This window comes from Agrobacterium sp. B1(2019), from assembly GCF_008274755.1.
In the GTDB taxonomy this organism is placed as follows: Bacteria; Pseudomonadota; Alphaproteobacteria; order Rhizobiales; family Rhizobiaceae; genus Agrobacterium; species Agrobacterium salinitolerans.
This window is the reverse complement of record NZ_VTPB01000003.1, coordinates 251,146-275,004: the sequence shown is the minus strand read 5'-3', so window position 1 is coordinate 275,004 and position 23,859 is coordinate 251,146. Positions and strand designations below refer to the sequence as shown.

The window sequence follows — 23,859 nt, the reverse complement described above, 5'->3', positions numbered from 1 at the left end:
ACTAGCCGATTTGCGCCTGAAGCGCTAGAATTTTTCCCGGATTTTCAAGTAAAACAAGGCTCTTAGCCCGTCCGAGCTGGAGCGGAAGTCCACGCCGGTCGACGCCAATCAATTCCTTCGACAAGCATGGAAAGCTGAGCCTGCGTCAGATGCGCAACGCCTTCTTTCGCCGTCGGCCAGGGAAAATATCCGCGCTCGAGAATTTTGTAAAATAAGCAAAACCCCTGGCCATCCCACCATAAAAGCTTAATCCGATCCGCGCGTTTGCCGCGGAATCCGAAGATCGCGCCAGAACCCGGCGCCTCCTTTATGACTGCCTCGACCAACACTGACAGACCATCAATGCCGCGCCGCATATCAGTCACCCCGCAGGCCAAATAGACCCGTACATTTCCTGAAGGCCCGATCATGCCGCCTCCACGCAGGCGATCAAAGATGCCAACGTCTTTCGCTCAAGGTCGACTGGAACTTTCAAACCGCGACCGTTTCGTAGCAAGATCTCGATGAACACCCGCGACGGCGGAACGGCAGGCTTCTGCCGCTGACCTATGTCGTCCACGAGCTGTACCGGAACGAACGATGGCGACGCACTAAAGTGGCTGAATGTCTTTCGCCATAAACGGATCTGACCCGGATGGATATCATGCCGACGAGCTACATCCCCAATGCGGACGCCAGGCTCATCTGCTTCTGCCAGTATCTCCAGCTTAGCCTCTTTCGACCATCGCCGCCTACGCTCAACGCCGGAAATAATCTCCATGCGAGCCATGCCAACCTCTCAGATCTGGTATTAATCTCAGCACTAATGCTGGTTCTAATGCCAGAACATCGCCTAACTGGCTCGTTCTGCAAAATCCGCTCACCGGACGCTCACGTTGCTGTCCATCACGGGCTGCAATGATAGACCAGTACTTTCCAGTTGCTGACGCGGCAGATGTGAGAGGCTGACTCAAAAAGACCTCAGCAATTTCTGTATCTTGCGAGCCGCCGTGTGAGCATGCGGATGTGGGCGATTGTGATCCATGCCTCGGCGGAGGCGATCGTTTTCTCCCAATCCTTGGCCAGTCTACGGCAACGACCGAGCCAGGCGAAGGTCCGCTCCACCACCCAGCGGCGCGGCAGGACGGTGAAGCCCTCGGCCTTATCGGAACGCTTGACGATTTCCATCGTCCACTGGCCGATCTTCGCAAGTCTCCCTTTCAGCTTGTCGCCCACATAGCCGCCATCGGCGAAGACATGCCGGAGCCAGGGCCAGCGGTGGCGGATCGATTTCAGAAGGTCGGATGCCCCGTCGCGGTCCTGAATGTCCGCGCCATGCACGATCAGGCCGACCATCAGCCCCAGCGTGTCGACAATGATGTGGCGCTTGCGCCCCTTGATCTTCTTGCCGGCGTCATAGCCCGAAATCCCGCCGCTTTCCGTGGTTTTCACGCTCTGGCTGTCGATCACGCCAGCAGACGGCGAGGCTTGCCGACCTTCCAGCTGGCGCGTCTCCATCACAAGACGATGGTTGATCCGGCCCCATAAACCCGTTGCCCGCCATTCGTAGAAATAGGCCTGAACTGTCGTAAACGGTGGAAAGTCCTTTGGCAGCATTCGCCACTGACAACCCGTCGAAGCAATGTAAAGCAGCGCATTCACGACCTCGCGAAGATCGGTACTACGTGGCCTGCCCAAACGCCTTGGCCCAGGTAGGCAAGGCGAGATTAATCCCCATTCCCGGTCCGTCAGATCACTTGCATAGCGGCTCGCGCGTCGGGCATATTGCCGACGGGTGAAATCAGTCCAACCCATTGTGGTCTCCGTTCGTCCTAAGCAAACAAACAGAATCACAAATGACTGATTTCACTCAACTCTTTTTCGGTCAGCCTCTAAGGCCTAATAATCTCTTTCTCGCTTTGGAGATGCTCCACTGTGTCGCAAAGGGCCTCGACTTTTGTGCGTACTTTCCTAGCACTACTTTGGCAGAATGCATTTTGGCGGTCTGAAGCGGATTCTGCAGTGCGGACATCGTTCTGGGGCTGACGCTGCCAGGAGGGTGTTTATGACCGCGCGTCGGATGGCTGGCAGTGTCGGTTTAGGCGGGCCGTGCCTCTTGGTTTTTTTCCCGCTTGGCCTGGTGTAGGCGCTGATGTTGCAGGAAGGCATAGGCGATCATTGTCATCAGCGCGTGTCGATGCAGACCTTGCCATGATCGGCCTTCGAAGTGATCGAGGCCGAGTTCTTCTTTCATTTGTTGATGCGCCTGCTCGCAGACCCATCGGGCTTTGATGGCAGCTGCCAGCTGCTTTAACGTTGCTTCGGCCGGCAGATTGGAGAGATAGTATTTGCGCTCGCCGTTCGAGCGCCATTCGCCCACCAGCCACGCCTCTTCGCCCGGCATATGCTGCTGTCCCTTGTCGAGGATACGTTGCGGACTACCATCAGCGATCCGAATGCGGAGCGCAGCAAAGCGCGCTGTCAGGCGACCTTTCGTGCCGCGACGCCAACTGACCTTCTTCCAGGAGGATGCTTCCAGGATCGTTTCGGCTGCCATCGACAGGGTGTCGGGGATCGAATGCTTGCGCGGTCTGCCATGACCGGAAACCGGAAAAATCAGGGCGACATCATGGGGGTAGACCTTTTGATGTTTGGGAATACCGACAGCCCATGTGAGGCCGCGTGCACTGAGCCCCTGGCGAAACGCGGCCGATAAACCATAGCCGGCATCGGCGAGCACGGTGCCAAACCGCACCCCCGCCGCGATCAGCCTGTCGATCTCGTCGAGCGCGATCGTCGGCTTGGTGCGGGATATACGCATCTCCTCGGGGACGCCAGCCTTCACCATCCGATCCTGGTTACTGGTCCAGCTTTCCGGCAAGAACAGTCGCAAACCAACCGGAACGGGAACCTCATCGCGTGCCAGCGTCAGCGATACCAACGTCTGGCAATTGGCGCGTTTGCCCAGCATCGAAGCATATTGCGGAGCGACCCCGACCGAATGATCACCCTTCTTCGGCAGACCCGTATCGTCGACCACCAGAAAGGCGTCTGAAGCTCCGACTATTCTGTCCGCCTGCACAGCCAGTTCAGTCTCAAGCGGACTGGCGTCCCAAATCCCATCCGAGATGAAATGATGCAGACGGTCGTAATGATCGGGCGCAAGGCGTTCCGCCATCGGTTCGATACTCTTGCGATCACCCGGTCCGATCAGGCCTGAAACATATACCGGGCACATCTGCCGCCGCTTCTTGTGACCAAGCTTCTCAACGAACGGCTTCAGCCAATCCGCCAGTGCAATATTCTGCTCCACCATCCACCGCACCCCTTTTTGAGGGGCCAAAGATGGCCGATTATCGTTAACCGTCAGTTAATCTGCCAAAGTAGTGCTAGGTACATCCACCGTGATCGCTTTTTCTGCGCGTTCCCAGACGGGAAAATCAGCAGCAGTGTCCCCCATATAGAAGAAGCCTGTTTCACCTAAACGTTCTTCCAAAAATGCAGCTTTCGTGGCGCCTTTCAGATTTCGCCGTGAACCTCATCAAAGATACCCAGGTGGTCGGCTATCCCTTATGCAATTTGTTGGTCAGAAGCGGTGACAAGAGCGGTGCGCCCGCCTGCACGTCGCCATTTTTTGATATAGGCCAGTACCTTCGTGTTGTAAGGAAGGAAACGGGCATCGACCGTTGCCGCACATGCTAGGTGACGTTTCAAGTGGGCACGCCCACGCGGCAATGCCGAGATCGCGCTGAAAAGACACCGCCAATCCGAGCCAAAAGCCGACCAGAAGTTCTCGTATAGCATGTCAGTTCGGAGAAGGGTTCCGTCTAGGTCAACGACGAGAATTTTTCGAGTGTCGAAATTCAACGGTTCATCGCTCTTTTGTAGCACATTTTTTGCAGCGGGTCCGGATAGAAGAGGGCACTATCGTGCATTTATGCGACCTTGGATGCCGTGGGGCGCCGTTTTTTCTGCTCGGGGCGTCCTACCGCATAGGGCGGGATCGCGCAAACAATTGATGGCCGGTTAACGCAGAAACATTCTGAAAAGATCGAAAATAATCCGAAACCTATTGAAAACTTCCAACATAATCTGATAGCTCCTGCGGGCGCATAATTGCGGATTTTTCTTGTTGGGAAGAGACACATGAAAACGGCACTCGTCTGCGGAGCAGGTGGATTTATCGGCGCACATCTGGTCAAGCGCCTGAAACGCGAAGGCTTTTGGGTGAGGGGGGTTGACCTCAAATACCCGGAATATGCCGCAACGGAGGCTGACGATTTCGTCATCGCAGACCTTCGGGAGCAATCCAATTGTCGTGCGGTGATCGATCGCAGATTTGACGAAGTATACCAGCTTGCTGCCGATATGGGCGGCGCGGGGTATATTTTTACGGGCGAGAACGATGCCGATATCATGCATAATTCGGCTACCATCAATCTCAACGTCCTGGATGCCTGTTTTCGCCGCAATATAAAGCGGGTCTTTTACAGTTCCTCGGCCTGCATGTATCCCGAACATAATCAGACGGACCCGAATGCTCCAGTAACGCGGGAAGACAGCGCTTATCCGGCAAATCCGGACAGCGAATATGGCTGGGAAAAACTGTTTTCCGAGCGTCTTTATCTCGCTTACAACCGCAACCATGGCATGGAATGCCGTGTCGCGCGTTATCATAATATCTTCGGTCCGGAAGGATCCTGGGTCGGAGGACGCGAGAAGGCGCCGGCCGCGCTCTGCCGCAAGGTCGCAGAGGCTGAATCCGGCGGTGCAATCGAAATTTGGGGCGACGGCCTACAGACACGGTCGTTCCTCTTCGTTGATGAGTGCCTCGAGGCGACTCTGCGGCTGACTCGATGCGAATCTTTCGCTGGGCCGGTGAATATTGGCTCGGAAGAAATGGTTTCGATCAATGAACTTGCCCGGATTACGATGCGGGTTGCCAACAAGAATCTCGAAATTCGCAATATCCCTGGCCCGCAAGGTGTACGTGGGCGCAATTCCCATAATGACCTCATTCGGGAGAAGTTGGGATGGGAGCCAAGCCTTACGCTTGAGCAGGGCCTGGCCCGCACCTATCCCTGGATTGCGCGCCAGGCCGAGCTTGCGCGTGGAAAAAACAAGTGACGGCCAACGGCCCGATCCGTAGCGAGATATGAAGATGAAGCCGAAACTCTCCGTTATAGGCCTGGGCAAACTTGGTGCGCCCATGCTCGCCGTTTTTGCCAAAAAGGGCTTTGACGTCATTGGTATGGATTTGAATTCCGCATTCGTGGATTCAATCAATCGTGGTGTAGCACCAGTTCCCGAGCCGCAGCTGCAGGAGTTGATCAACGAGCATGGTGAGCGCATTCGGGCAACGACTGACATGCGGGAGGCAGTGCTTTCGTCGGATGTCACTTTCATCATCGTACCGACGCCAAGTGGGCCGGACCGATTTTTCCGCAATGATTATGTGATCTCCGCTCTTGAGAGCATCGGCGCTGCATTGCATGACAAGATCGGTTATCACAACGTGGTTGTCACTTCCACTGTTATGCCTGGTTCTACGGGCGGTGTTCTGAGGCAAACGCTTGAACGTGCATCGGGTCGCACAGTGGGTTCGGATCTCGGCTTGTGTTATAATCCGGAGTTCATCGCGCTCGGTACCGTCGTTCGCGACATGCTTTATCCAGACATGATTCTCATTGGCGAAAGCGACCCCAAGGCCGGGGATATGCTCGAGAGCGTCTACCGTGGCTCGACGGAGAGCGGTCCCGAATTCCAGCGCATGAACTGGGTCAATGCGGAACTTTGCAAGATCGCCGTCAACACCTATGTAACCACCAAAATCAGCTATGCGAACATGATCGCAGACATGTGCGACCATCTCGATGGTGCAGATGCAGACGTGGTGACGGATGCTCTCGGTGCAGATAGCCGTATAGGAAAGAAATACATCAAGGGAGCCATCGGTTATGGTGGTCCTTGTTTCCCGCGTGATAATAAGGCATTTGCTGCACTTGGACGCAGCCTGGGTGCACGTACGGACCTCGCAGAAGCGACGGATGTAATCAATGATCATCAGACCGAACGACTTGTTCGGGCCATATCGGCATCGGCTGATCCAGGGGCGCAGGTTGCCATTCTCGGCCTCTCCTATAAGCCGGAAACGCCGGTGATTGAGGAAAGCCAGGGACTGGCGCTCGCCCACAAGCTGATTAGCATAGGTTATCGTGTGCGGATTACGGATCCGCAAGCGCTTGTCAGCCTTCCGGATCAAATTGCCGACGGCATTGTGATCAAGATGGATGCGGAAAGCGCCATGGCGGGAGCAGATGTGGTCGCCATTGTGACGCCGTGGAAAGCCTATCGAAATCTCGATATCGCGGCAGCAGGGCCCAAGGCGGTCATTGACCCGTGGCGCGTCGTTGACGCCGCAAAGCTCTCAGCCGCAATAACGCTGATCAGGCCCGGTATGGGGGATTGGCTCTTAGATGCCGCAGCGGCGAAACACAACCGGGTAATGCCATGATATCGATCGTCCTCTACGGAAGGAACGACAGCTACGGCTATAATCTCCACAAGCGGGCTGCTCTCAGCCTGAATTGCATGGCGGAAGTGTTAACTGATGAAAATGATGAAATTCTTTTCGTCGATTACAACACGCCGGACGATTTCCCTACCTTCCCGGAGGCGATCTGTGACACGCTGACGGATCGTGCGAAGCGCCTTTTGCGGATTATCCGCATAAGGCCCAGTCTTCACAATCAGCTTTTCGCATCACGTACGCATCTGAAGGCCCTTGAACCCATTTCGCGCAACGCTGCCGTCAGACGGTCCAATCCTGCAAATCGCTGGATATTGTCGACCAACACGGACATGATATTCGTTCCGCGGGGGTCGCAATCCCTCTCGGAGCAGTTGGCAGCGCTGAAGGACGGGTTTTACTGCGCGCCGCGTTTCGAGATACCTGAAACACTATGGGAGAGCTTCGACCGGCGTGATCCGGCCGGGGTTATAGCTGAAACCCGCGAGGCGGGAGAAAAATTTTATTTGAATGAGGTTGTGTACGGGATGGACTCCATCCTCTACGACGCTCCCGGTGATTTTCAGCTGATAAAGCGGGACGACCTTTTTTCCATTCACGGTTTCGACGAAAGGATGCTCTTGGGTTGGCATGTGGACGCGAATATTTCAAAGCGTCTCGTTATGCGCCATGGCAAGATTGAGGACGCTTTACCTTTCGTTCTTGGCTATCATTGTGATCACACCCGTCAGACCACTCCTGCTCATGCACACAAGAGCGTTGAAAATAGTGCTGACGATTTTTACCACAATCTCGAGCAGCAGGAGATACCGGATCAATCAGAAACTTGGGGCCTCGCTGGCATTGATCTGGAAGAGATCAGGCTGACTGACACCGTGAATATGGCGTATCGTCAGGCGCTTGGCAAAGCTATCGATCAGCCTCTGAAGGGGTTAATTGAAGCAAGATATCGACCGGAATCTTACGATCTGGAACTTGGAACGCCGGAGCATGTACTTCCATTTCTTGTGGATCTATTTGCGAATGCTCCGAGAAATACTAATCTCGTCTGGCTTGGCCCCAAGGATAGGATATACGACCTCTTCACGAGCTGTTGGCGACATTTGGGATTTCTGACTGATGTGTCTCACTGGCAAGACGATGGGGAAGCTATCGGTCAAGCAGACACTTTTATAATCAACTTTGGGCTCCCGAAAAAAGTAGAGGGCGACGCAGCGGCTGCGTTGATGGAGCAATTTTATACCGTCGTGACAAACGAGCGGGATCACTTGGAAGGAAATAAAGAACCGCGCCGAATTATCGGCGTGAATGCGATTCATAATAGTTTCGAATCGCTTATGCAGCGCTTCGTTGGCTGCAGCAGAACGCCTTTTTCTGCTAGGCTGCGGCACGGTTATTTGCTTAGGTCAGCATTCGTCGACTCTCAGGATTGGACTACCGAAGTGTTCCCGGGTTCTGCTGGGAAGAAAGATGGGAATATAATTCGTTCAACGGGTGCTAGCGGACATATATTTTATGGGCCTTATGCTAATTTGATGCCCGGTAATTATAGAGTTGATATAAGTCTTAGTAGAAGTTGGAACCACTCTCCAACATCGAAGCTGCACCTAGAAATTATGCAGGGCGAAAGAACGATCGAAGTCGTAAAAATCAAATTGTTTGGCCCTAGAAAAATTATCTCGCTACCGCTTCAAATTGCGGCGCGAGATTTGTCTCTTCCTATTGAAGTGCGTCTTCACTCAGTAGGAAAATCCAACGTCGCCCTCGAACGTGTAACTGTGAAAAGGGTTCGACTTGCTGATGCGTAGCCTGGTTGAAACACACCTAAGTAACTGAACTGCTATCATCATTCAATAAAAGGATTCACCTGTGACCGACCATGCAACCATTGATGACGTAAAAGAGTACTGGAATCGTCGCCCTTGCAATGTTCGACATTCAAAACTCGAAGTGGGCACGAGAGAATATTTCGATGAAGTAGAAGCCCGGAAGTACTTTGTTGAACCACACATTCCCGGATTTGCAGAATTCTCGCTTTGGAATGGCAAGAAGGTACTGGAAGTTGGGTGTGGCATCGGTACTGATGCAGTCAATTTTGCACGTAGCGGTGCGATATACTCTGGTATCGAGCTTTCGGAAGCCAGCCTTTCTATCGCCAAGACACGGTTTGAAGTGTTTGGACAAACCGGAAGTTTGCAGCAATTGAATGCGGAATCGCTCACGGAAGGTTTTCCAGAGGACAATTTCGATCTGGTATACTCTTTTGGTGTTATTCATCATACACCCAATCCGCGAGGTGTAATCGAGCAAATCCGAAAAGTTATTAAGCCGGATGGTGAGTTGAGGATAATGCTTTATGCAAAGCGGTCTTGGAAGGCTGCTATGATTGAAGCTGGTCTCGATCAACCGGAAGCACAGTCAGGGTGCCCGATTGCTTTTACGTACGATGAGCGCGACGTTCAAGAGCTTCTCTCTGGCTGCTTTGAAGCAACCGAAATTCGGCAGGACCACATTTTCCCTTACCAGATTGAACAATATGTCAAGTATGAATATGTGCGGCAACCTTGGTTTGAAACTATGCCGCCGGAATTGTTCCGTGCGCTTGAGCAGAGTTTGGGATGGCATTTGCTGATAACTGCTAAGCCCATTTGAGTCTGAGTAAGATTGACGCAAACTCTTTGAAAGTCGTTTGACAATTCGGGGTGCGGAAACAGCAATGAATAACGCCTGGTCCGTCAAAAATCGGAGGGAGCTCTATGTGTCTCCCTTCGTAACGCTCTCAGTCGAGGCTGTATCGCTACCGGATGGCCGCATTGTCGACGACTATCACCAAGTTCACTTGCCTGATTATTCGATAGCCGTGCCCATTCTGGCGGACGGCAGTATTTTAACGTTGTGGCAATATAAGCACGGCGCGCGTTGTTATTCCATGACCTTTCCGGCTGGCCATGTGGAGCCCGGTGAAGATGCCGTCGGGGCTATGCTACGGGAGCTGCGAGAAGAGACTGGTTATGTTGCGGAGCAGGCAATTGGCTTTGGCAGTTATACAGTCAGCGGAAATCAGGGCTGCGGGCGCGCGCATCTTTTTGCCCTGACGGGTTGTCGTCCTGTAGGCGTCGCTGATCATGACGATCTTGAAACTTTTGATCTCAAAGTTATGACAGTGGAGGAAATAAATGCGGCGATCGATCAGGGACATTGTACAATCCTTCCTCAGCTCGCCGTCTGGCTCGCGACCCGAGCACACTTCGGATTTTGAACAGCAACACCCCGCCGAATCTCAACCGGGTCTGGATGTTGAAGCTTCGGCCCCTGCTATCCAGCTCGATCTTGCTCCGATCTGGATGATGGTTCCCGAGGCGGAGCCAATTTGTCTCGGATCCTATTACGCGCATATGCGAGGCTACTATCCCTATTGTGAGATGCAGACAAAACGGTGGTGTGTCCGCAATATCGGTCGCGATTGGCGGATTTTCGATGTCGGGGGCAATATCGGTTATTACTCCGCCCTTTTTGGCCGTTGTGCGCCGGAAGGTTTTGTCGTCGCGTTCGAGCCGACCGAAACACATCGGATGCTCAGGCATAATCTCGAGCTTAATGGGATTTCAAATGTCGAAGTCCGGCAGATCGCTATGGGAGAGACGGAAGGGAACCGTCGAGATGCGATATTCCGCGTATGGGGCAGTCCCGCGGAGGTAGAAGAGTTTCCTTTCTCTACAGTGGACGCGGAAATGCAGCGTCTGGAGTGGGACAGGCTTGATCTTCTCAAGGTTGATGTCGACAGTTTCGATCTCGAAGTGTTGAAAGGGTCTCTTCAGACACTCGATAAATTTAACCCTTGGGTTCTTGTAGAACTCAACCACGCGTTGGCGGAAAGAAAGCAGAGCGTCTCGCAAGCACTCGAGTGGTTGGCATCAGTCGGCTATCACGAGGCTCTCGTGATGGATGGCGAAAATTTCCTCTTGCGTCGTCCTGAAGGCGTACCCGTTGCAGTTGATGGTCTGAGGCTTATACATGAACGGGAACCTGTCTATGTTTCGCCGGTTCTTGTCGCGACGGCTGCATCAGCGGCTGACGTTGCTGCTACGTTCGAGTCGACTGGTGCGGGTGTTGTGGATGAGGAAACTGGTGATCTGATTATTGATGCACCTGCCTGGGGTTATGGCCTGATCTGGAAAGTGCAACCAGTTTGTGAAGGGCCGGCAATCGTGCGCCTGTCGGTCGGCGTGTCCGGAGCAGATATTGGAGTTCTTTGCGTAAGAGAAGGTTTTTCAGAACTCATCGGATCGGAAGCTTTTGTGCTCCCAGGTGGGGAAGCGACCATTGCTATAGCTCTTGATAACGTTGAGGACCTGCGCGGTATTGTTATCAGAAAGGGTCCTACGCTGCCTGGCGTGGCAAGAGTACGTTTCAGTGAGCCAGTTGTGCTGCAAGCCGAAGCTCGACGCAACGCGACACCGTCGCCTTCGATGAATCCTTTACAAAAAGAGATCGCCTTGAGTGAGGCCGCCAAGGGTCTCCCGTCATCGAGTTTCGATGTGCCTGAAGACAAGCTCGAAATCGTTGACGCTCATATGTTGGGAGAACGCCTCGGTTTGGATTGCTCGTTCCGCGCTCCGATAAACCTCGTTAACATGCCGCTCACGCAGTTTCGCATGGAAGTGCATGATGCGAAGGTGTTGCAGCAACTCTACCGCGCCTTTCGCCCAAAGCATCACCTCGAATTTGGAACCTGGGAGGGGTTTGGTGCGCGGCTTTGCTTACAGCATTCCGAAGCACACGTGTGGACACTCAATCTTCCCGAAGGGGAAAAGGATGCCGAGGGGCGTTCTTTGTATTCAGACGCATCGGGCGTTACGGATGGTGGAAATCGAATTGGACGCCTTTATCGCGAAGCAGGACTGGCTTCACGGGTCACGCAGCTACTGATCGACAGCAGAGAGTTTGATACCTCGGCTTTCGATAGCGATTTCTTCGACACCGCCCTGATCGACGGCGGTCACACGGCTGATGTCGTGGCGAACGACACTGAAAAGGCCTTGCAGGTGGTTCGGCCCGGTGGGCTTGTCATGTGGCATGATTTTTGTCCGGATCCTTCGATCCTGGCGGAACAAAGTGCTGCGCAGGGCGTCGTCGAAGCGGTTTTGCTGAATTGGAAACAATGGCGTCCGCGTTTTTCTTCCTTATTTTGGGTGCGCCCCTCCTGGCTTCTCATTGGAGTGGTTGCTGATGGTGGCATGAATGCAAGTGAACACGATGACGCGTAATAAACAGGTGACACCAACGACTTTCTCTTCGGCTTACGCGCAGGGCTTTCTTCGTTGTGCCGTTGCTTCGCATCTGGTCTCGCCCGCTTCGCCTCTGGCGAATGCTGCAGCCACGATACCGCTATTGGAGGCAGCAGACGAACAGTCGGTTGGTCTTCTTGTCCTCCCCGAGCTCGGCTTGACCGGTTATTCGATTGATGATCTGCTGCATCAGCAAACGCTGCTTGATGAGGCGGAAGCAGCTCTCGAACTGCTGCGAAAGCGCACCGAGACGCTCACACCTCTGATTCTGGTGGGAATGCCGGTGCGCTGGCAGGGACACCTTCTTAATTGCGCGGTCGTGGTGCACCGCGGTCGTCTTTTGGGTATCGTCCCTAAAACCTATCTGCCGAATTATCGCGAATTTTATGAGGCAAGGCACTTCGCATCAGGCGCAATCGTTGAAGGAGGTGCGACGATTGAGCTTTTGGGGACGACGGTTCCGATCGGAACGGACCTCTTGTTTGCTGCGCAGGATATAGAGAATTTCGTGCTGGCGATTGAGATTTGCGAGGACGTCTGGGTGCCGACGCCACCTTCGTCCCTCGCCGCCCTTGCGGGCGCCACTGTTATTGCAAACCTTTCAGCTTCCAATGCAATTATCGGCAAGTCCGCCGAACGTCACGCGTTATGCCGCGTGCAATCCGCTCGCTGCAATGCCGCATATCTCTATTCCGCGGCAGGATTTGGTGAATCAACCACCGACCTCGCTTGGGACGGCCATGCAATGGTCTATGAAGCTGGAACTCTTTTGGCAGAATCTGAGCGTTTTTCTACCAGCGCCGGCATGATCGTCACGGATATCGACCTTGAACTTCTCGCAGCGGAAAGGTTGCGGAATGGTAGCCTTGTCGCGAATCGGCGCGATCTTGCACCAAAAGATTATCGGCATATTGGTTTTCATCTTCAGCCCTCCGCAAACGATATTGGCTTGCAGCGAAAAATTGCCCGCTTTCCTTTCGTTCCAGATGACAAAAGTCAGCTTGATGCTCTCTGCGAGGAAGCTTTTCAGATACAGTCTCAAGGCCTTGCCCGTCGTTTGAAGGCCAGTGGGATCGAACGCGTGGTTATAGGCGTTTCCGGTGGATTGGATAGTTCTCACGCCCTTCTGGTTGCGCTCCACGCCATGGATTTGTTGAAGCTACCTCGCTCCAATGTTCTTGCCTGGACCCTCCCAGCTTTCGCGACAACCAACACCACGAAATCGAATGCATGGCGCTTGATGCGGGCTTTGGGAGTGACGGCGGATGAAATCGACGTAGGTCCAGCTTCGATGCAGATGTTGAGAGATATCGGTCATCCTGCCGCCGAAGGTGAAAAAATTTACGATATCACCTTTGAAAATGTTCAGGCGGGAGCCCGGACCTCGCTTCTTTTCCGGCTGGCAAATCGGCACAACGCAATTGTCCTTGGCACGGGTGATCTCTCCGAGCTTGCTCTCGGGTGGGCAACATATGGCGTGGGTGATCATATGAGTCACTACAATGTCAATTGCTCGGTTCCCAAAACCCTTATTCAACATCTTATTCGATGGGTGGCGGCGCGCGGTCTTTACGGTGAGGAAGCTTCCGAAGTTCTTCGGAATATATTGTCGACCGAAATCAGCCCAGAATTGGTGCCAGGTGATGCAGATGCACCAAGTCAGAAGACTGAAGATTTCGTCGGGCCCTATGCGCTCCAGGACTTCAATCTCTTTTACACGGTACGATATGGAATGAGGCCGTCCAAGATTGCCTTTCTTGCGTGGCACGCCTGGAGGGATGTCAAAATGGGTAACTGGCCATCCGACTTCGCGGATACTGACCGACGGGATTATGACCTGGAAACCATCAGGTCGTGGCTGAGAGTCTTCATAAGGCGCTTTTTTCAAACGAGCCAGTTCAAGCGTAGCGCAGTTCCGAATGGTCCGAAAACGAGCTCCGGTGGCTCGTTGTCTCCGCGTGGCGACTGGCGCATGCCTTCGGACGCATCGGCAGATGCCTGGCTACGTGAGCTTGACGCGGCGCTTACGCCGCCCCCCAGAGGTTAGAGGGCGCAGAAGATCGCTCTGCCAGAAGGGCGCTGATTTATCGGGGAGGGGAAATCCAGATCGCTGCTTTTATCCGCAGCATATCCGCTCGTCACTTCCTTTTATAATCGTCCTCGATGCGGATGACATCATCCTCGCCGATATAGGCTCCGGTCTGGATTTCGACCAGTTCGAGCGGAATCTGCCCCTCATTGGCAAGCCGGTGCGGCTGGCCGATCGGGATGTAAACCGACTGGTTCTCCGTCAGCAACTTCGTCTCTTCGCCGATCGTCACCGTCGCCGTGCCCTTGACGACGATCCAATGTTCCGAGCGGTGATAATGCTTCTGGAACGAGATGCGGTGGCCGGGATCGACTGTGATATGGCCCACCCGGTAACGCTCGTCCACATACATGTGTTCGATATAACCCCAGGGGCGATAGACGCGCTTGTGGGTCTGGGTCTGCGGCGCATGTTCGCCGTCCTTCAGCGTCTCCACCAGAGCCTTCACATCCTGCACCCGGTTCTTCGGTACCACCAGAACCGCATCCTTGGTGGCCACGACAACCATGTCCCTGGCGCCCACCACGGTCGTCAGCAATTGCGTCGAATGGATGAGGCAGCCTTCGGAATCGATGAAAACGCCATTGCCTTCCAGCGCATTGTCGTTGCCGCGCTTGTCGGCAATTTCCCAGATCGCATCCCAGCTGCCGATATCCGACCAGCGGAAATGTCCGTGCACCACCGCCATGCGTTTGGTCTTCTCAATCACCGCATAGTCGATGGAATTTTTCGGCGAAGCCTCGAAGCTTTCCTGATGCAGGCGCACGAAACCCAGGTCGCTTTCATATTGCTCGACCGCTTGCGTCACCGCCGCCAGAATCTCCGGGGCAAAGGCCTTCAGCTCGGCAATCATCACATCGGAACGGAACAGGAAATTGCCGGAATTCCAGAGATAACCTTTTTCCAGATAGGAGATCGCCGTCTTCATATCCGGCTTCTCCACAAAGGCATCCACGGTGCTGAGGTCTTCCTCGCCGTCTATCGCCTCGCCCGGCTTGATATAACCGTAGGAGGTGCGCGGTTCGGTCGGCACCAGGCCGAAGACGACGATATTACCCTGATCGGCGGCTTTTGCGCCGAGTTTCACGGCGTCGGAGAACTTGTCGGCATCGAGCACCACATGATCGGCGGCAAGCGCCAGCACCAGGCATCCGGGCTCGCGGCGCTCGGCCAGCACGGCGGCGGCGGCCATGGCGGCGGCGCTGTCGCGGCGGGCGGGCTCCAGCACCACCGTCGCCGGCAGATCGATTTCTTCCGCCTGACGGCGGGCGAAGAAACGGAAATCCTCGTTGGTGATGACAAGCGGCTCGGCATAGAGGCTCTTATCGCCCACCCGCTGCAACGTTTGCTGATAGGTCGAAAGATTGCCGACCAGCGGCTGAAACTGCTTGGGCAACTGATCGCGCGATACCGGCCAAAGCCGCGAACCAGCACCGCCAGCAAGAAGAACCGGCGTGATCTTTCGAGAGTGTTCCTTCACAACAAAACCTTTCCAACGCGGCCTTATAGATCTGCTAAGTTTAAGCTACATCCGCATCGAACTGAATGCTGTGCAGGCGCTTATAGAGGCCATCCGCCGAGAGCAGTTCACGGCGGCTACCTTGTTCTACAACTTCGCCATTGTCCATAACGACGATCTTGTCTGCCCTGTTAATAGTGGAAAGACGATGAGCGATGACGATTGATGTCTTGTTGAGCGTGAGGCGCTCCAGAGCATCTCGGACAAGCGCTTCGGACTCGGAATCCAGGGCACTTGTCGCCTCGTCAAGGATCAAAATATCCGCGTTTCTAAGCATGGCTCGCGCGATCGCGACGCGCTGCCGCTGACCGCCGGACAGACCGGAGCCGTTTTCACCAAGCTTGGTATCGTAACCCTCGGGCATCTTCATGATAAAGTCGTGTGCATTGGCGGCCTTGGCCGCAGCAACGATTTCCTCTTCCGTAGCGTTGTCACGACCGACGGAAATATTGTGCTTTACAGTGCCGGAAAACAGGAATGTTTCCTGACCCACATAGGATACATGCTCCCGCAGACTGGCGAAGGACACGTCGCGCAAATCCATGCCGTTGATCTCAACCAACCCATTTTGCGGGTCATAAAGGCGCATAATCAGATTTATAATTGTGGATTTGCCGCTTCCTGAAGGCCCAACGAGTGCCGTCATCTTTCCACCTTCGAAAAGGACACTGACGTCTTTCAAAACGGGCTGACCGGAAACGTATTCGAAGCCAACGTTTTTCAACTCCACATCGCCGCTTGCTTTTGGCAGCGGTGCGGCGTCGCTTTTCTCGCTTAAAGTCAGTGGAGCATCGAGAACCTCAAACATCATACGCACACCGATCATGCCACTTTCGATCTGGACGCGCATGCGTGCAAGACGCTTTGCCGGTTCATAAGCAAGTAGCAGGGCAGTGATGAAGGCCATCAAGTCGCCCGGAGAACCGCCTTTTTCAAGGACTGTGTAGCCGGAAACGGCGATGACAACTGCAATCGCCAGGCCAGAGAGCGTCTCCATGATCGGGCTTGTCGCCGCTTCAAGTTTCGCTATGCCATTTGCGCGATGCTCGACATCCGATACCGCTTTGTCCATGCGTTGGCGCATCAGTTTCTCGAGCGAGAACGCCTTGATAACGCGCACGCCTATGCTGGTCTCCTGCACGACACTGACGATTTCACCCAACGAGGCAAGTTCCGCCTCCATGATTTTGCGGACGCGCCGCAGAACAAGGCGAACACTGAAAATCGCAAGAGGACCGATAATCATTGAGATCGCACTCAGAAGAAAGTTCTGGGCAAACATCACGATTATGAGTCCGATAAGCGAAAAGAGATCGCGGACAAACGACGTTACGATCGTGTCGATGACGCTACGCGCAGCCTGAGCGTTATAGGTGACTCGAATGAGTAGCTCGGAGGACGGCAAGTTCTGAAAAAAAGAAACCCCCTGCTTCAGAAGCCGGTCGTAAATCTTGCGCTGTTGCTCCGCTACGATGCTATTACCAGCCTTGCTTAGATAATAGCTCTGCACGAAGGTGGCGAGCCCCTTGACGATGAAGATCGCGGCGACCGCGAACGCAATCTCAAGAACAACATCGAAGCCACGCTTCAGGTAAACGCTGTTAACGATATCGCGCATGATCCAGGCGCTAAGAGATGTCGTCGCGGCAACGACAACCATGGCCGCGATTGCCATGGAGTACCAGCCAACATGCTTCTTGAAGTTCTCTTTGAACAGTCGTACCAGCAGCTTCTTGTCGTTTTGCGACAAAAATGATCCGATCACAGCGATATTCCTAATTGGTGCAAAAACTGCAGTTGGCGAGTGTTATCACGTCAGGCAAACAAACCCAAATCAGCGGCGTGATGTTCTGTGTAACGCTCATATATGATACGCCCAAGTTTCATAGTCAGAAAACTCAAAGCTTAACACCGGTTCCAAATGCCGAGGCACGTCTAATCCGAAATTGGTGTAGTGCACTTAAATGGGTGATCGTCAAGTGTCAATCTCCCTCCGGTGGTGGTGCCCAAGGACACTGGTTTTGCTGGGCACTAGATGTGAGTAGTTCTTGGATTGGTTGTTGGTGTGAAACATCTAGTTTTGCACAGCCCGAAGGTTCTTGCCGTTGACAAGTGCGCTGTTCAAAATCTATATCCCGAACTAAGTGGCGGGCGATCGACAATGGCGCGGCATATAAGCCCGTAAGCTTTTGCAATCCAATGTTTTTTATGACGGATACGTCCGTCAGGCAGGACGGTAAATGCCCCAAGTTTTTTTTGATCTGTCGGAACTGTTCCTGAATTCAGGAGTGAAATTCAAATATTACGGAATTGCAAGAACCGTGATGGAGGTCGCTTATGAGCTGACCTTGCTGGATAAATCCGTAAGATATGTCATCTACTCACCGTTGCATCGTCGTTTTTTTGAAGTGTTTCCGCGCACCGGTGACGCATCGCCAACGGGTGTTCTGGATCCAAACGTTCCTTCAAGCGCGACCCCTGTGCGCCTGCGGCAGAACCTTTTCGACACGAATTTTCTAAAGTCTCTGTTCTACGGTGTTGTGCGCACAATAGTTGAGCATCGCAATCGCAAACGCTGGGCAACCATTCCGGCGGGGGCCGTCCGAGAGGTCGACCTGGACGGACAGATTCTGGTCTCGCTAGGGAGGCCGAAAATCATGTCCGACTACCTCATGGCATTGAACCAACGCGGTGAAAAAGCCATCTTTGTTCCGATGCTCCATGATATGATTCCGTTGCATGATTTCACACATCGGAATCAGTTTTCATTTCCGCGGAATTTCATTCACGATAACAAGGTCGCTATCGGGGCATCCGCACTGATTTTGACAAATTCTGAATTTACGGCGCGGGAGGTAGCGCATTTTTCAGATGTTGGCACATTGCCGCCAGTACCCGATGTGGTGGCTGTACCGCTTTGCAACGAGCTTCGTGAGACAGTTGAGCCGATCAACAAGAAGCCACCTCAAGATCGCTATCTGCTGGGTGTCGGCATTTACAATGGCCGCAAAAACTTGGAGTGCGTTGTTGAGGCCATGCTGGAATTGCAGGAATCAGGTGTTATTCCGCCCGCACTGGTGTTAGCTGGCGCGAGGCGGAAAAGGGTTGAAAAATTTTTAAAGCAAGAGAAGTTCCGGCCAATAGCCGACAAATTTCACTTCGTGCTTAATCCTAATCAGGCGGAATTACGCTTACTGTACGAAAATGCCTACGGCTTGGTCTTGCCGAGCAGGATGGAAGGATGGGGTCTGCCGATCAGTGAGGCTCTATGGTGCGGGACGCCGGCGTTTGCCGCGGACGTACCTGCCTTGCGGGAGGCAGGTGGAACGCTCGCGCTTTACTTCGACCCGGAAAAACCTGAGGAATTGGCGAGTCTGGTTCGCAAACTCTTGTTGGAGCCGGGTGAATACGCTTCTCTGAAAGCCAAGATTGCTGAATTTAAGCCGCAAATGCGAACATGGCGAAACGTTGCATCAGAGATACTTAAGACAATTCAAGATAGCAACAAAATAAGGGGACCGGCTTAACGGTACATCGACATTCTGAGCTTGACAGTGTCGTTGTAATTTAAACCCGCTTATGCGGCCTGATCGACGCCCGCAGCTCCACCAGTCGCTCCAGCGTCTCAAGGCTTCGCTCGGGGCAGGCGGCGGAGAGGGCAAGGGCCATGGTTTCCATGGCGATGAAGGTGGGGGCGTGGAGCGCCACGCCTTCGTTTTTGGCGCGGGGCAGGAATAGGCTGGCGTTGGCGTGTTTTTTCAGCACGCTGTCTTCCTGGCCGAGCAGCATGATGATTGGGATGTCGAGGCGGCCTGCCTCGGCTATGGCGGTCTGGGCTTCGCGGTGGGCGCGGCCGTGCAGGAGCATGATGAGGACGTGGCCGTTTTCAAGCTCGAGCAACTGCTCTGCAAGCGCGATGCCGGTGGCGTTGAGCGCATAGGAATGGACGCCCGAGCGCTGGAACAGCCTTGCCGCATAGGTGGCGATGATGCCGGAGGCGCCGATGCCGAGCACGCCGATGCCGCGCGCTTGCGAGAGAAGTCGCACGGCGGCCGCCATGGCGTCGCGGTTTTCTGCGCTTGAGAGCATCTCCAGCGTGTTTTTCTGATTGTCGAGCACGAAATCTATCGCTGCATCGCAGTTGCCGGATATGGATTTTGTCGTCGCCGCCATTTTTTCGACGGGCGAATCCGTCACGCCCAGATAGGCCTCCAGCGTTTCCTTGAGATCGACCAGCCCCTGAAAGCCGAGCGCCTGTATGGCGCGGATGACGGTCGCATCGGATGTATTGGTCTCGAAGCCGATTTCCAGCGCCGATTTGGCGAGAACCGCATGGCGGTGGCCGTCAATATATTCGGCAACGGCAAGCAGGCCCGGCGACAGGCGGTCGCGGCGCTTGCGCAGCTGCTCGCCGAAACGGTCGGTGCGCCGAAGCCTTGATGTATGCGTTTCGCCAGCCGGCATGAATTCTTCCGTGAAGCTGAGTTTTCTACTCTTCTTCTCGGATTAGCAGCGTGCCAAGCCGCGAGGCAAGCGCTTTTGTCCGCGATGGTCGCTACCGTCACTTTTCGGCTCCTGGCCGCACCGTCAAATGCGACTGGACAGCGGAGACCATGAGGCTGAGCGCGGCATAGGAGTTGGAAATCGCTTCCTCGCGCGGCAGGAGGATGTACCGACCGTTGCGGCAGGCCTGAAGAAAATTGCAGAAGCCCGGCATCACGGCTTCCATCATGTCGATTTCCGCTTGCGGCGAAGCGCCGGTATCGGAGCGATAGGGATCGAAGATGATATCGGCATCGAGTTCCGGCAGGCGTTCGGCGCTGATCTCGATACGGTCGCCTTCCGGAATGGCGTCGATGATGGCGGGGAAACGAAACCCCGCATCCCGCAGCACCCGCCCGAGCGCGCGATAGGTGTGGTAGACGCTGATCTTGCCGTTGAGCGGCTGGAACACCGAAACGGTGATGGCGCCGGTATCGACCGATACCTTCAGCGCCTCGATCTGCGCGCGGTAGCGCCGCTCCAGCACGGCAAGACGCGCCTGCGTACCCGTCAGCTCGGCCAGCACTTTGTAAATATGCGGCGCGCCGTCCTTGGTATTGTCGATGGCGACGGTGGGGGCGATTTGCGCCAGTTTTTCAACGGGGGTAGGGCGATCCGGCTCGGTCAGGATGAGATCGGGCTTGAGGGCGATAATCGCCTCCAGATCGGCATTGATGGAGCCGATATAGGCGATGTCGCTATTGTCGAAATCAACGCCGGTCAGAATGGCGCTGGAGCGCAGATAGGGTTTGCCGTTCGCCCCCACGCGGCCGTGGCTGCCCACCGGCGTCACGCCCAGTTCGATCAGCGGAATGGTGAGGTCGATATCGTGTAGCGTCACGATGCGTTTCGGCTTTGCCGGAATGGAAACCTTGCGGCCGAGGTCGTCGGTGAAACTTCGGCTAGTCTCTTCGGCCTGGGCCGTGGCTATGCCGAAGAGAAAAGCGGCAGCTGGGAGAAAGGCGAGGAGTGTTTTGCGCATGGGGGACCTATAGGCGATGCCGGTGAAACCAGAGAAGAGCAAGCAGCGTGGGTGCGCCGACGGCGGAAAGAACGAGGCCGGTCGGTAGCTCCAACGGTGAAAAGGCGGTTCGGGCGATGGTGTCGGATGCTGCGACCAGAATTGCGCCTGTCAGACCTGCGCCCAAGACAAGCCCGGGATAGGAGCCGCCGGGCAACAGAAGCCGGGCGATATGCGGTCCCATCAGACCGACAAAACCGATGCTGCCGGTGAAGGAAACGCAGGATGCGGTGAGTGTGACGGCAAGCGTGACATGGAGCACCGAAAGGAGACGGCTATGGACGCCGAGTGCTGTCGCCGCATGATCGCCGAGCGCCTGCACGTCTGCGGCGCGCGCCGTCAGGAGCAAAAGACCAAGGGCGATGAGGAGGATGACGGAGAGGATTGAAACGGCTGTCCAGCTTGCGCCCTGCAGGTTGCCAGCCATCCAGATCATCGCTGTCTGCAAATTACGAATATCCAGCGACGCCATGAGGATAAGCAGCAGCGCTGATAAAAACCATGAAAAACCGATGCCGGTCAGCACGAAGCGCAGGCGCGAGGTTGCGCCGGAGAGCATCAGAACGATTGCGGCACATGCCATCCCGCCGGTAATACCTGCGACGGGACGCAACGTGACCGGAAGGGACGGCAGCAGGAACAGGCAGCCCAGCACGGCAAGGGATGCGCCTTCGCGCACGCCGAGCAGGCCGGGATCGGCAAGGCCGTTGCGGGTCGTGGCCTGCATGATGGCGCCGGCAATGCCGAGCATGGCGCCGGCCACCATCGCAAGCGCCAGGCGCGAGAGCCGGAAGTCGAGAACCACGACCGCGTCGGTCACGGCGGGATCGGTGTTGGTTTCGGTGACAAGCGACCACAGGGCGGAGGCGGGAATATGCTGGCTACCGGCGGAGAGCGACCATAGGGCGACAAGCATGACGCAGAGGAAAAGCGCCATCAGAATGGTTAGCCGCGACGGCATGAAGCGGACTGAAAAGCGCCCTAGTCGGACAACCCTGTAACGGTTCATTTCAGCACCCTGCGCACCAGCCAGAGAAACACCGGCGCGCCGACAAGGCCGGTCATCGCGCCGGTGGGCAGTTCTTTCGGCAGGAGAATGAGACGGGCGGCGAGATCGGCGGCGATCAAGAGAACCGCGCCGCCGAGTGCAGCGATGGGTATGGCAAGCAGAATCCGACCCGTTTTCACGCGTCCAACGAGCGGCGGCACGACCAGGCCGACGAAACCGATGGGACCGACGACGGCGATGGCCGCGCCGCAGAACAGCGATGTGGAGACAAGCGCCAGAATACGGGTCGAACGGATCGGCACACCGAGTGCTGCGGCAGCACTCTCGCCCAGCGCCAGAAGATCGAGCCGGGGAGCGACGGCGAAAGCGAGGATAAGCGCGATCGCGGCTGCGGGCAGGGCGGCGGCGATGGATGCCATGGAAACGCCGGCCGTATCGCCCACAAGCCAGAAACGCATCTGCTGCAATGTTTCCTCATTGAGAATGAGGATTGCGGAGGTGAGGGTTCCGGCAAGCGTGGAAAGCGCAATGCCACAAAAAACGAGTTTTGCCGGTGTCAGCCCCTGCCGACCGGCGGAAGCAAGGAGAAGTACGAGCGAGAAGCTGATGCCCGCGCCCGTCGCTGCCAGCAACGGGCGGAGGAGCGGCGTTGCGATCAGCCCGAACGGCATCACTGTCGCCAGAATGACAGCGAGGCTCGCCCCGGCATTCAACCCCAGAATATGCGGCTCGCCAAGCGGATTTCGAAGAAGGGTTTGCAGCAGAAGCCCCGCTGTTCCAAGGCAGGCCCCGGCCTCCATCGCGGCCAGCAGACGCGGCAGGCGCAGGCGCATCAAAACCTGCTGGTCGAAATTGCGGGCGTCATAAGCAAATATCAGGTCTTGCAGAACGTGCGGCGAAATGGGGCGTGGGCCGGTGGCCATATGTGCCAGCACCAGAAGCAGCATGGCGAGCAGAAGGAGAAGTGCTGCCGCAAGCGTGCGGCCATAGGCACGCTCGCGCAGGGCAAGGGCGCCTCCGCTGGTTGCGTTGGGCATCATGCGGCGCCGGCCCGTCCGGGCAGGGGAAGAAATACCGGCCGTGCCGTTACCGGATGCATCAGCTGCGCAACTGCCATGTCGAAGACATCGGCAATGATGCCGGCATCGCAGGCCGCTGCTGTTTCCAGCCGGTGCCGCAGCCGCCCATCCTTCAGGAAAATCAGGTGATCGGCATATTGCAGGGCAAGATTGATGTCGTGCAGCACCGCCACGATCGTGCGGTTGTGGTGGTTGACGAGGCCCGCCAGCATGTCCAGCACCTCCATCTGGTGATGCAGATCGAGAAATGTCGTCGGCTCGTCGAGAAGGATTATATCCGTCTGCTGCGCCAGCGCCATGGCGATCCAGGCGCGCTGGCGCTGGCCGCCGGAAAGGCTGTCGACTGCTCTTTCCGCCAGATCGGACATGCCGGTCACGGAAAGCGCCTCTTCCACCGCGCGGGCGTCTTCCTCGCTCCATTGCTTCAGAAATCCCTGATGCGGGTAGCGGCCACGAGAGACGAGATCGAAAACCGAAAGCCCTTCCGGCGTATGGTTCTGCTGCGCCAGCATGCCGAGCTTTTTCGCCACCGCCTTGGTCGGGTGGCGGAAGATATCGCTGCCGTTGAGAAGAATATGGCCCCGCGCGGGCCGGTGCAGGCGGGCAAGTGCTGAAAGAAGCGTGGATTTTCCGGAGCCGTTCGGGCCAAGCAGAACGGTGAAGCGGTTCGGCGCGACATCGATGGACATATCCGCAAGCACCGGCGTGTCGCCATAGGAAAGCTCGATCGCCTCTGCCGCAAGCCCTCTATCCGTCCTTATGGGTCTCATGCCGTCGTTCAAAATCGTCCCCGTCTTAATGAAT

General features: G+C 55.5%; 19 protein-coding genes. 8 read left to right on the top strand and 11 right to left on the bottom strand.

The window, feature by feature from the left end; genetic code table 11:
• Positions 1-62: 62 nt before the first annotated feature.
• The 4 genes from tnpB to AGR1_RS21525 all read right to left on the bottom strand — a co-directional run bounded on the left by tnpB (position 63) and on the right by AGR1_RS21525 (position 3,295).
• Positions 63-410 (bottom strand): IS66 family insertion sequence element accessory protein TnpB, encoded by a 348-nt coding sequence (tnpB, locus tag AGR1_RS21545; RefSeq protein ID WP_137409396.1) that lies wholly within the window; start codon positions 408-410, stop codon positions 63-65.
• Positions 407-769, bottom strand: coding sequence for a transposase (locus AGR1_RS21540; RefSeq protein WP_137409395.1), 363 nt, complete (start codon positions 767-769; stop codon positions 407-409). Before AGR1_RS21540 ends, tnpB begins: the two co-directional genes overlap by 4 nt.
• A gap of 191 nt (positions 770-960) precedes the next feature.
• Positions 961-1,794, bottom strand: a complete 834-nt coding sequence (locus AGR1_RS21535) for an IS5 family transposase (RefSeq protein WP_149148204.1) — start codon at positions 1,792-1,794, stop codon at positions 961-963.
• Positions 1,795-2,077: 283 nt separating this feature from the next.
• Positions 2,078-3,295, bottom strand: a complete 1,218-nt coding sequence (locus AGR1_RS21525; protein ID WP_149148202.1) for an IS701 family transposase — start codon at positions 3,293-3,295, stop codon at positions 2,078-2,080.
• Positions 3,296-4,125: 830 nt separating this feature from the next.
• Between AGR1_RS21525 and AGR1_RS21515 the strand changes: the two genes are divergently transcribed.
• The 7 genes from AGR1_RS21515 to AGR1_RS21485 all read left to right on the top strand — a co-directional run bounded on the left by AGR1_RS21515 (position 4,126) and on the right by AGR1_RS21485 (position 13,843).
• The gene (locus tag AGR1_RS21515; protein ID WP_149148201.1) at positions 4,126-5,106 is read left to right on the top strand and encodes an NAD-dependent epimerase/dehydratase family protein; all 981 of its coding nucleotides are present in this window, start codon (positions 4,126-4,128) and stop codon (positions 5,104-5,106) included.
• A 34-nt stretch (positions 5,107-5,140) separates the two neighbouring features.
• A complete protein-coding gene (locus tag AGR1_RS21510; RefSeq protein WP_187772257.1) occupies positions 5,141-6,493 on the top strand; it encodes a nucleotide sugar dehydrogenase in 1,353 nt (450 codons plus the stop codon).
• Positions 6,490-8,316, top strand: coding sequence for a hypothetical protein (locus AGR1_RS21505; RefSeq protein ID WP_149148199.1), 1,827 nt, complete (start codon positions 6,490-6,492; stop codon positions 8,314-8,316). The genes AGR1_RS21510 and AGR1_RS21505 overlap by 4 nt, the downstream gene beginning before the upstream one ends.
• Before the next feature lie 61 nt (positions 8,317-8,377).
• Entirely contained in the window at positions 8,378-9,160 is a 783-nt protein-coding gene (locus AGR1_RS21500) for a class I SAM-dependent methyltransferase (protein WP_246669695.1), read from the top strand.
• Positions 9,161-9,224: 64 nt separating this feature from the next.
• On the top strand, positions 9,225-9,767 hold the full coding sequence (locus tag AGR1_RS21495; RefSeq protein WP_149148198.1) for an NUDIX hydrolase: 543 nt from the start codon (positions 9,225-9,227) through the stop codon (positions 9,765-9,767).
• Positions 9,685-11,775 carry an FkbM family methyltransferase gene (locus AGR1_RS21490; RefSeq protein WP_149148197.1) on the top strand — a complete coding sequence of 697 codons (2,091 nt, stop codon included), beginning with the start codon at positions 9,685-9,687 and terminating at the stop codon, positions 11,773-11,775. Before AGR1_RS21495 ends, AGR1_RS21490 begins: the two co-directional genes overlap by 83 nt.
• Positions 11,750-13,843, top strand: a complete 2,094-nt coding sequence (locus tag AGR1_RS21485) for an NAD(+) synthase (protein ID WP_187772256.1) — start codon at positions 11,750-11,752, stop codon at positions 13,841-13,843. The genes AGR1_RS21490 and AGR1_RS21485 overlap by 26 nt, the downstream gene beginning before the upstream one ends.
• A gap of 91 nt (positions 13,844-13,934) precedes the next feature.
• Here the strand turns inward: AGR1_RS21485 and AGR1_RS21480 are convergent, their stop codons facing one another.
• Both AGR1_RS21480 and AGR1_RS21475 read right to left on the bottom strand, forming a co-directional pair.
• On the bottom strand, positions 13,935-15,365 hold the full coding sequence (locus tag AGR1_RS21480) for a mannose-1-phosphate guanylyltransferase/mannose-6-phosphate isomerase (RefSeq protein WP_149148196.1): 1,431 nt from the start codon (positions 15,363-15,365) through the stop codon (positions 13,935-13,937).
• Positions 15,366-15,405: 40 nt separating this feature from the next.
• The gene (locus AGR1_RS21475; protein WP_149148195.1) at positions 15,406-17,169 is read right to left on the bottom strand and encodes an ABC transporter ATP-binding protein; all 1,764 of its coding nucleotides are present in this window, start codon (positions 17,167-17,169) and stop codon (positions 15,406-15,408) included.
• A 475-nt stretch (positions 17,170-17,644) separates the two neighbouring features.
• Between AGR1_RS21475 and AGR1_RS21470 the strand changes: the two genes are divergently transcribed.
• Positions 17,645-18,931, top strand: coding sequence for a glycosyltransferase (locus AGR1_RS21470; protein WP_149148194.1), 1,287 nt, complete (start codon positions 17,645-17,647; stop codon positions 18,929-18,931).
• A 40-nt stretch (positions 18,932-18,971) separates the two neighbouring features.
• Here the strand turns inward: AGR1_RS21470 and AGR1_RS21465 are convergent, their stop codons facing one another.
• From AGR1_RS21465 to AGR1_RS21445, 5 genes are all read right to left on the bottom strand, one after another.
• Entirely contained in the window at positions 18,972-19,868 is an 897-nt protein-coding gene (locus tag AGR1_RS21465) for a MurR/RpiR family transcriptional regulator (RefSeq protein WP_149148193.1), read from the bottom strand.
• Between the two features lie 97 nt (positions 19,869-19,965).
• The gene (locus AGR1_RS21460; RefSeq protein WP_149148192.1) at positions 19,966-20,928 is read right to left on the bottom strand and encodes an ABC transporter substrate-binding protein; all 963 of its coding nucleotides are present in this window, start codon (positions 20,926-20,928) and stop codon (positions 19,966-19,968) included.
• Positions 20,929-20,935: 7 nt separating this feature from the next.
• A complete protein-coding gene (locus AGR1_RS21455) occupies positions 20,936-21,976 on the bottom strand; it encodes an iron ABC transporter permease (RefSeq protein WP_149148191.1) in 1,041 nt (346 codons plus the stop codon).
• A complete protein-coding gene (locus tag AGR1_RS21450; protein ID WP_149148190.1) occupies positions 21,973-23,016 on the bottom strand; it encodes an iron ABC transporter permease in 1,044 nt (347 codons plus the stop codon). Before AGR1_RS21450 ends, AGR1_RS21455 begins: the two co-directional genes overlap by 4 nt.
• Positions 23,013-23,825 carry an ABC transporter ATP-binding protein gene (locus tag AGR1_RS21445; protein WP_149148189.1) on the bottom strand — a complete coding sequence of 271 codons (813 nt, stop codon included), beginning with the start codon at positions 23,823-23,825 and terminating at the stop codon, positions 23,013-23,015. Before AGR1_RS21445 ends, AGR1_RS21450 begins: the two co-directional genes overlap by 4 nt.
• Positions 23,826-23,859 lie beyond the last annotated feature (34 nt).

Bases quoted from the DNA above. Each gene is read 5' to 3' on its own strand.
- tnpB (WP_137409396.1), bottom strand. From the start codon at position 410: ATGATCGGGCCTTCAGGAAATGTACGGGTCTATTTGGCCTGCGGGGTG.
- AGR1_RS21540 (WP_137409395.1), bottom strand. From the start codon at position 769: ATGGCTCGCATGGAGATTATTTCCGGCGTTGAGCGTAGGCGGCGATGG.
- AGR1_RS21535 (WP_149148204.1), bottom strand. From the start codon at position 1,794: ATGGGTTGGACTGATTTCACCCGTCGGCAATATGCCCGACGCGCGAGC.
- AGR1_RS21525 (WP_149148202.1), bottom strand. From the start codon at position 3,295: ATGGTGGAGCAGAATATTGCACTGGCGGATTGGCTGAAGCCGTTCGTT.
- AGR1_RS21515 (WP_149148201.1), top strand. From the start codon at position 4,126: ATGAAAACGGCACTCGTCTGCGGAGCAGGTGGATTTATCGGCGCACAT.
- AGR1_RS21510 (WP_187772257.1), top strand. From the start codon at position 5,141: ATGAAGCCGAAACTCTCCGTTATAGGCCTGGGCAAACTTGGTGCGCCC.
- AGR1_RS21505 (WP_149148199.1), top strand. From the start codon at position 6,490: ATGATATCGATCGTCCTCTACGGAAGGAACGACAGCTACGGCTATAAT.
- AGR1_RS21495 (WP_149148198.1), top strand. From the start codon at position 9,225: ATGAATAACGCCTGGTCCGTCAAAAATCGGAGGGAGCTCTATGTGTCT.
- AGR1_RS21490 (WP_149148197.1), top strand. From the start codon at position 9,685: ATGCGGCGATCGATCAGGGACATTGTACAATCCTTCCTCAGCTCGCCG.
- AGR1_RS21485 (WP_187772256.1), top strand. From the start codon at position 11,750: ATGCAAGTGAACACGATGACGCGTAATAAACAGGTGACACCAACGACT.
- AGR1_RS21470 (WP_149148194.1), top strand. From the start codon at position 17,645: ATGCCCCAAGTTTTTTTTGATCTGTCGGAACTGTTCCTGAATTCAGGA.
- AGR1_RS21465 (WP_149148193.1), bottom strand. From the start codon at position 19,868: ATGCCGGCTGGCGAAACGCATACATCAAGGCTTCGGCGCACCGACCGT.
- AGR1_RS21460 (WP_149148192.1), bottom strand. From the start codon at position 20,928: ATGCGCAAAACACTCCTCGCCTTTCTCCCAGCTGCCGCTTTTCTCTTC.
- AGR1_RS21455 (WP_149148191.1), bottom strand. From the start codon at position 21,976: ATGAACCGTTACAGGGTTGTCCGACTAGGGCGCTTTTCAGTCCGCTTC.
- AGR1_RS21450 (WP_149148190.1), bottom strand. From the start codon at position 23,016: ATGATGCCCAACGCAACCAGCGGAGGCGCCCTTGCCCTGCGCGAGCGT.
- AGR1_RS21445 (WP_149148189.1), bottom strand. From the start codon at position 23,825: ATGAGACCCATAAGGACGGATAGAGGGCTTGCGGCAGAGGCGATCGAG.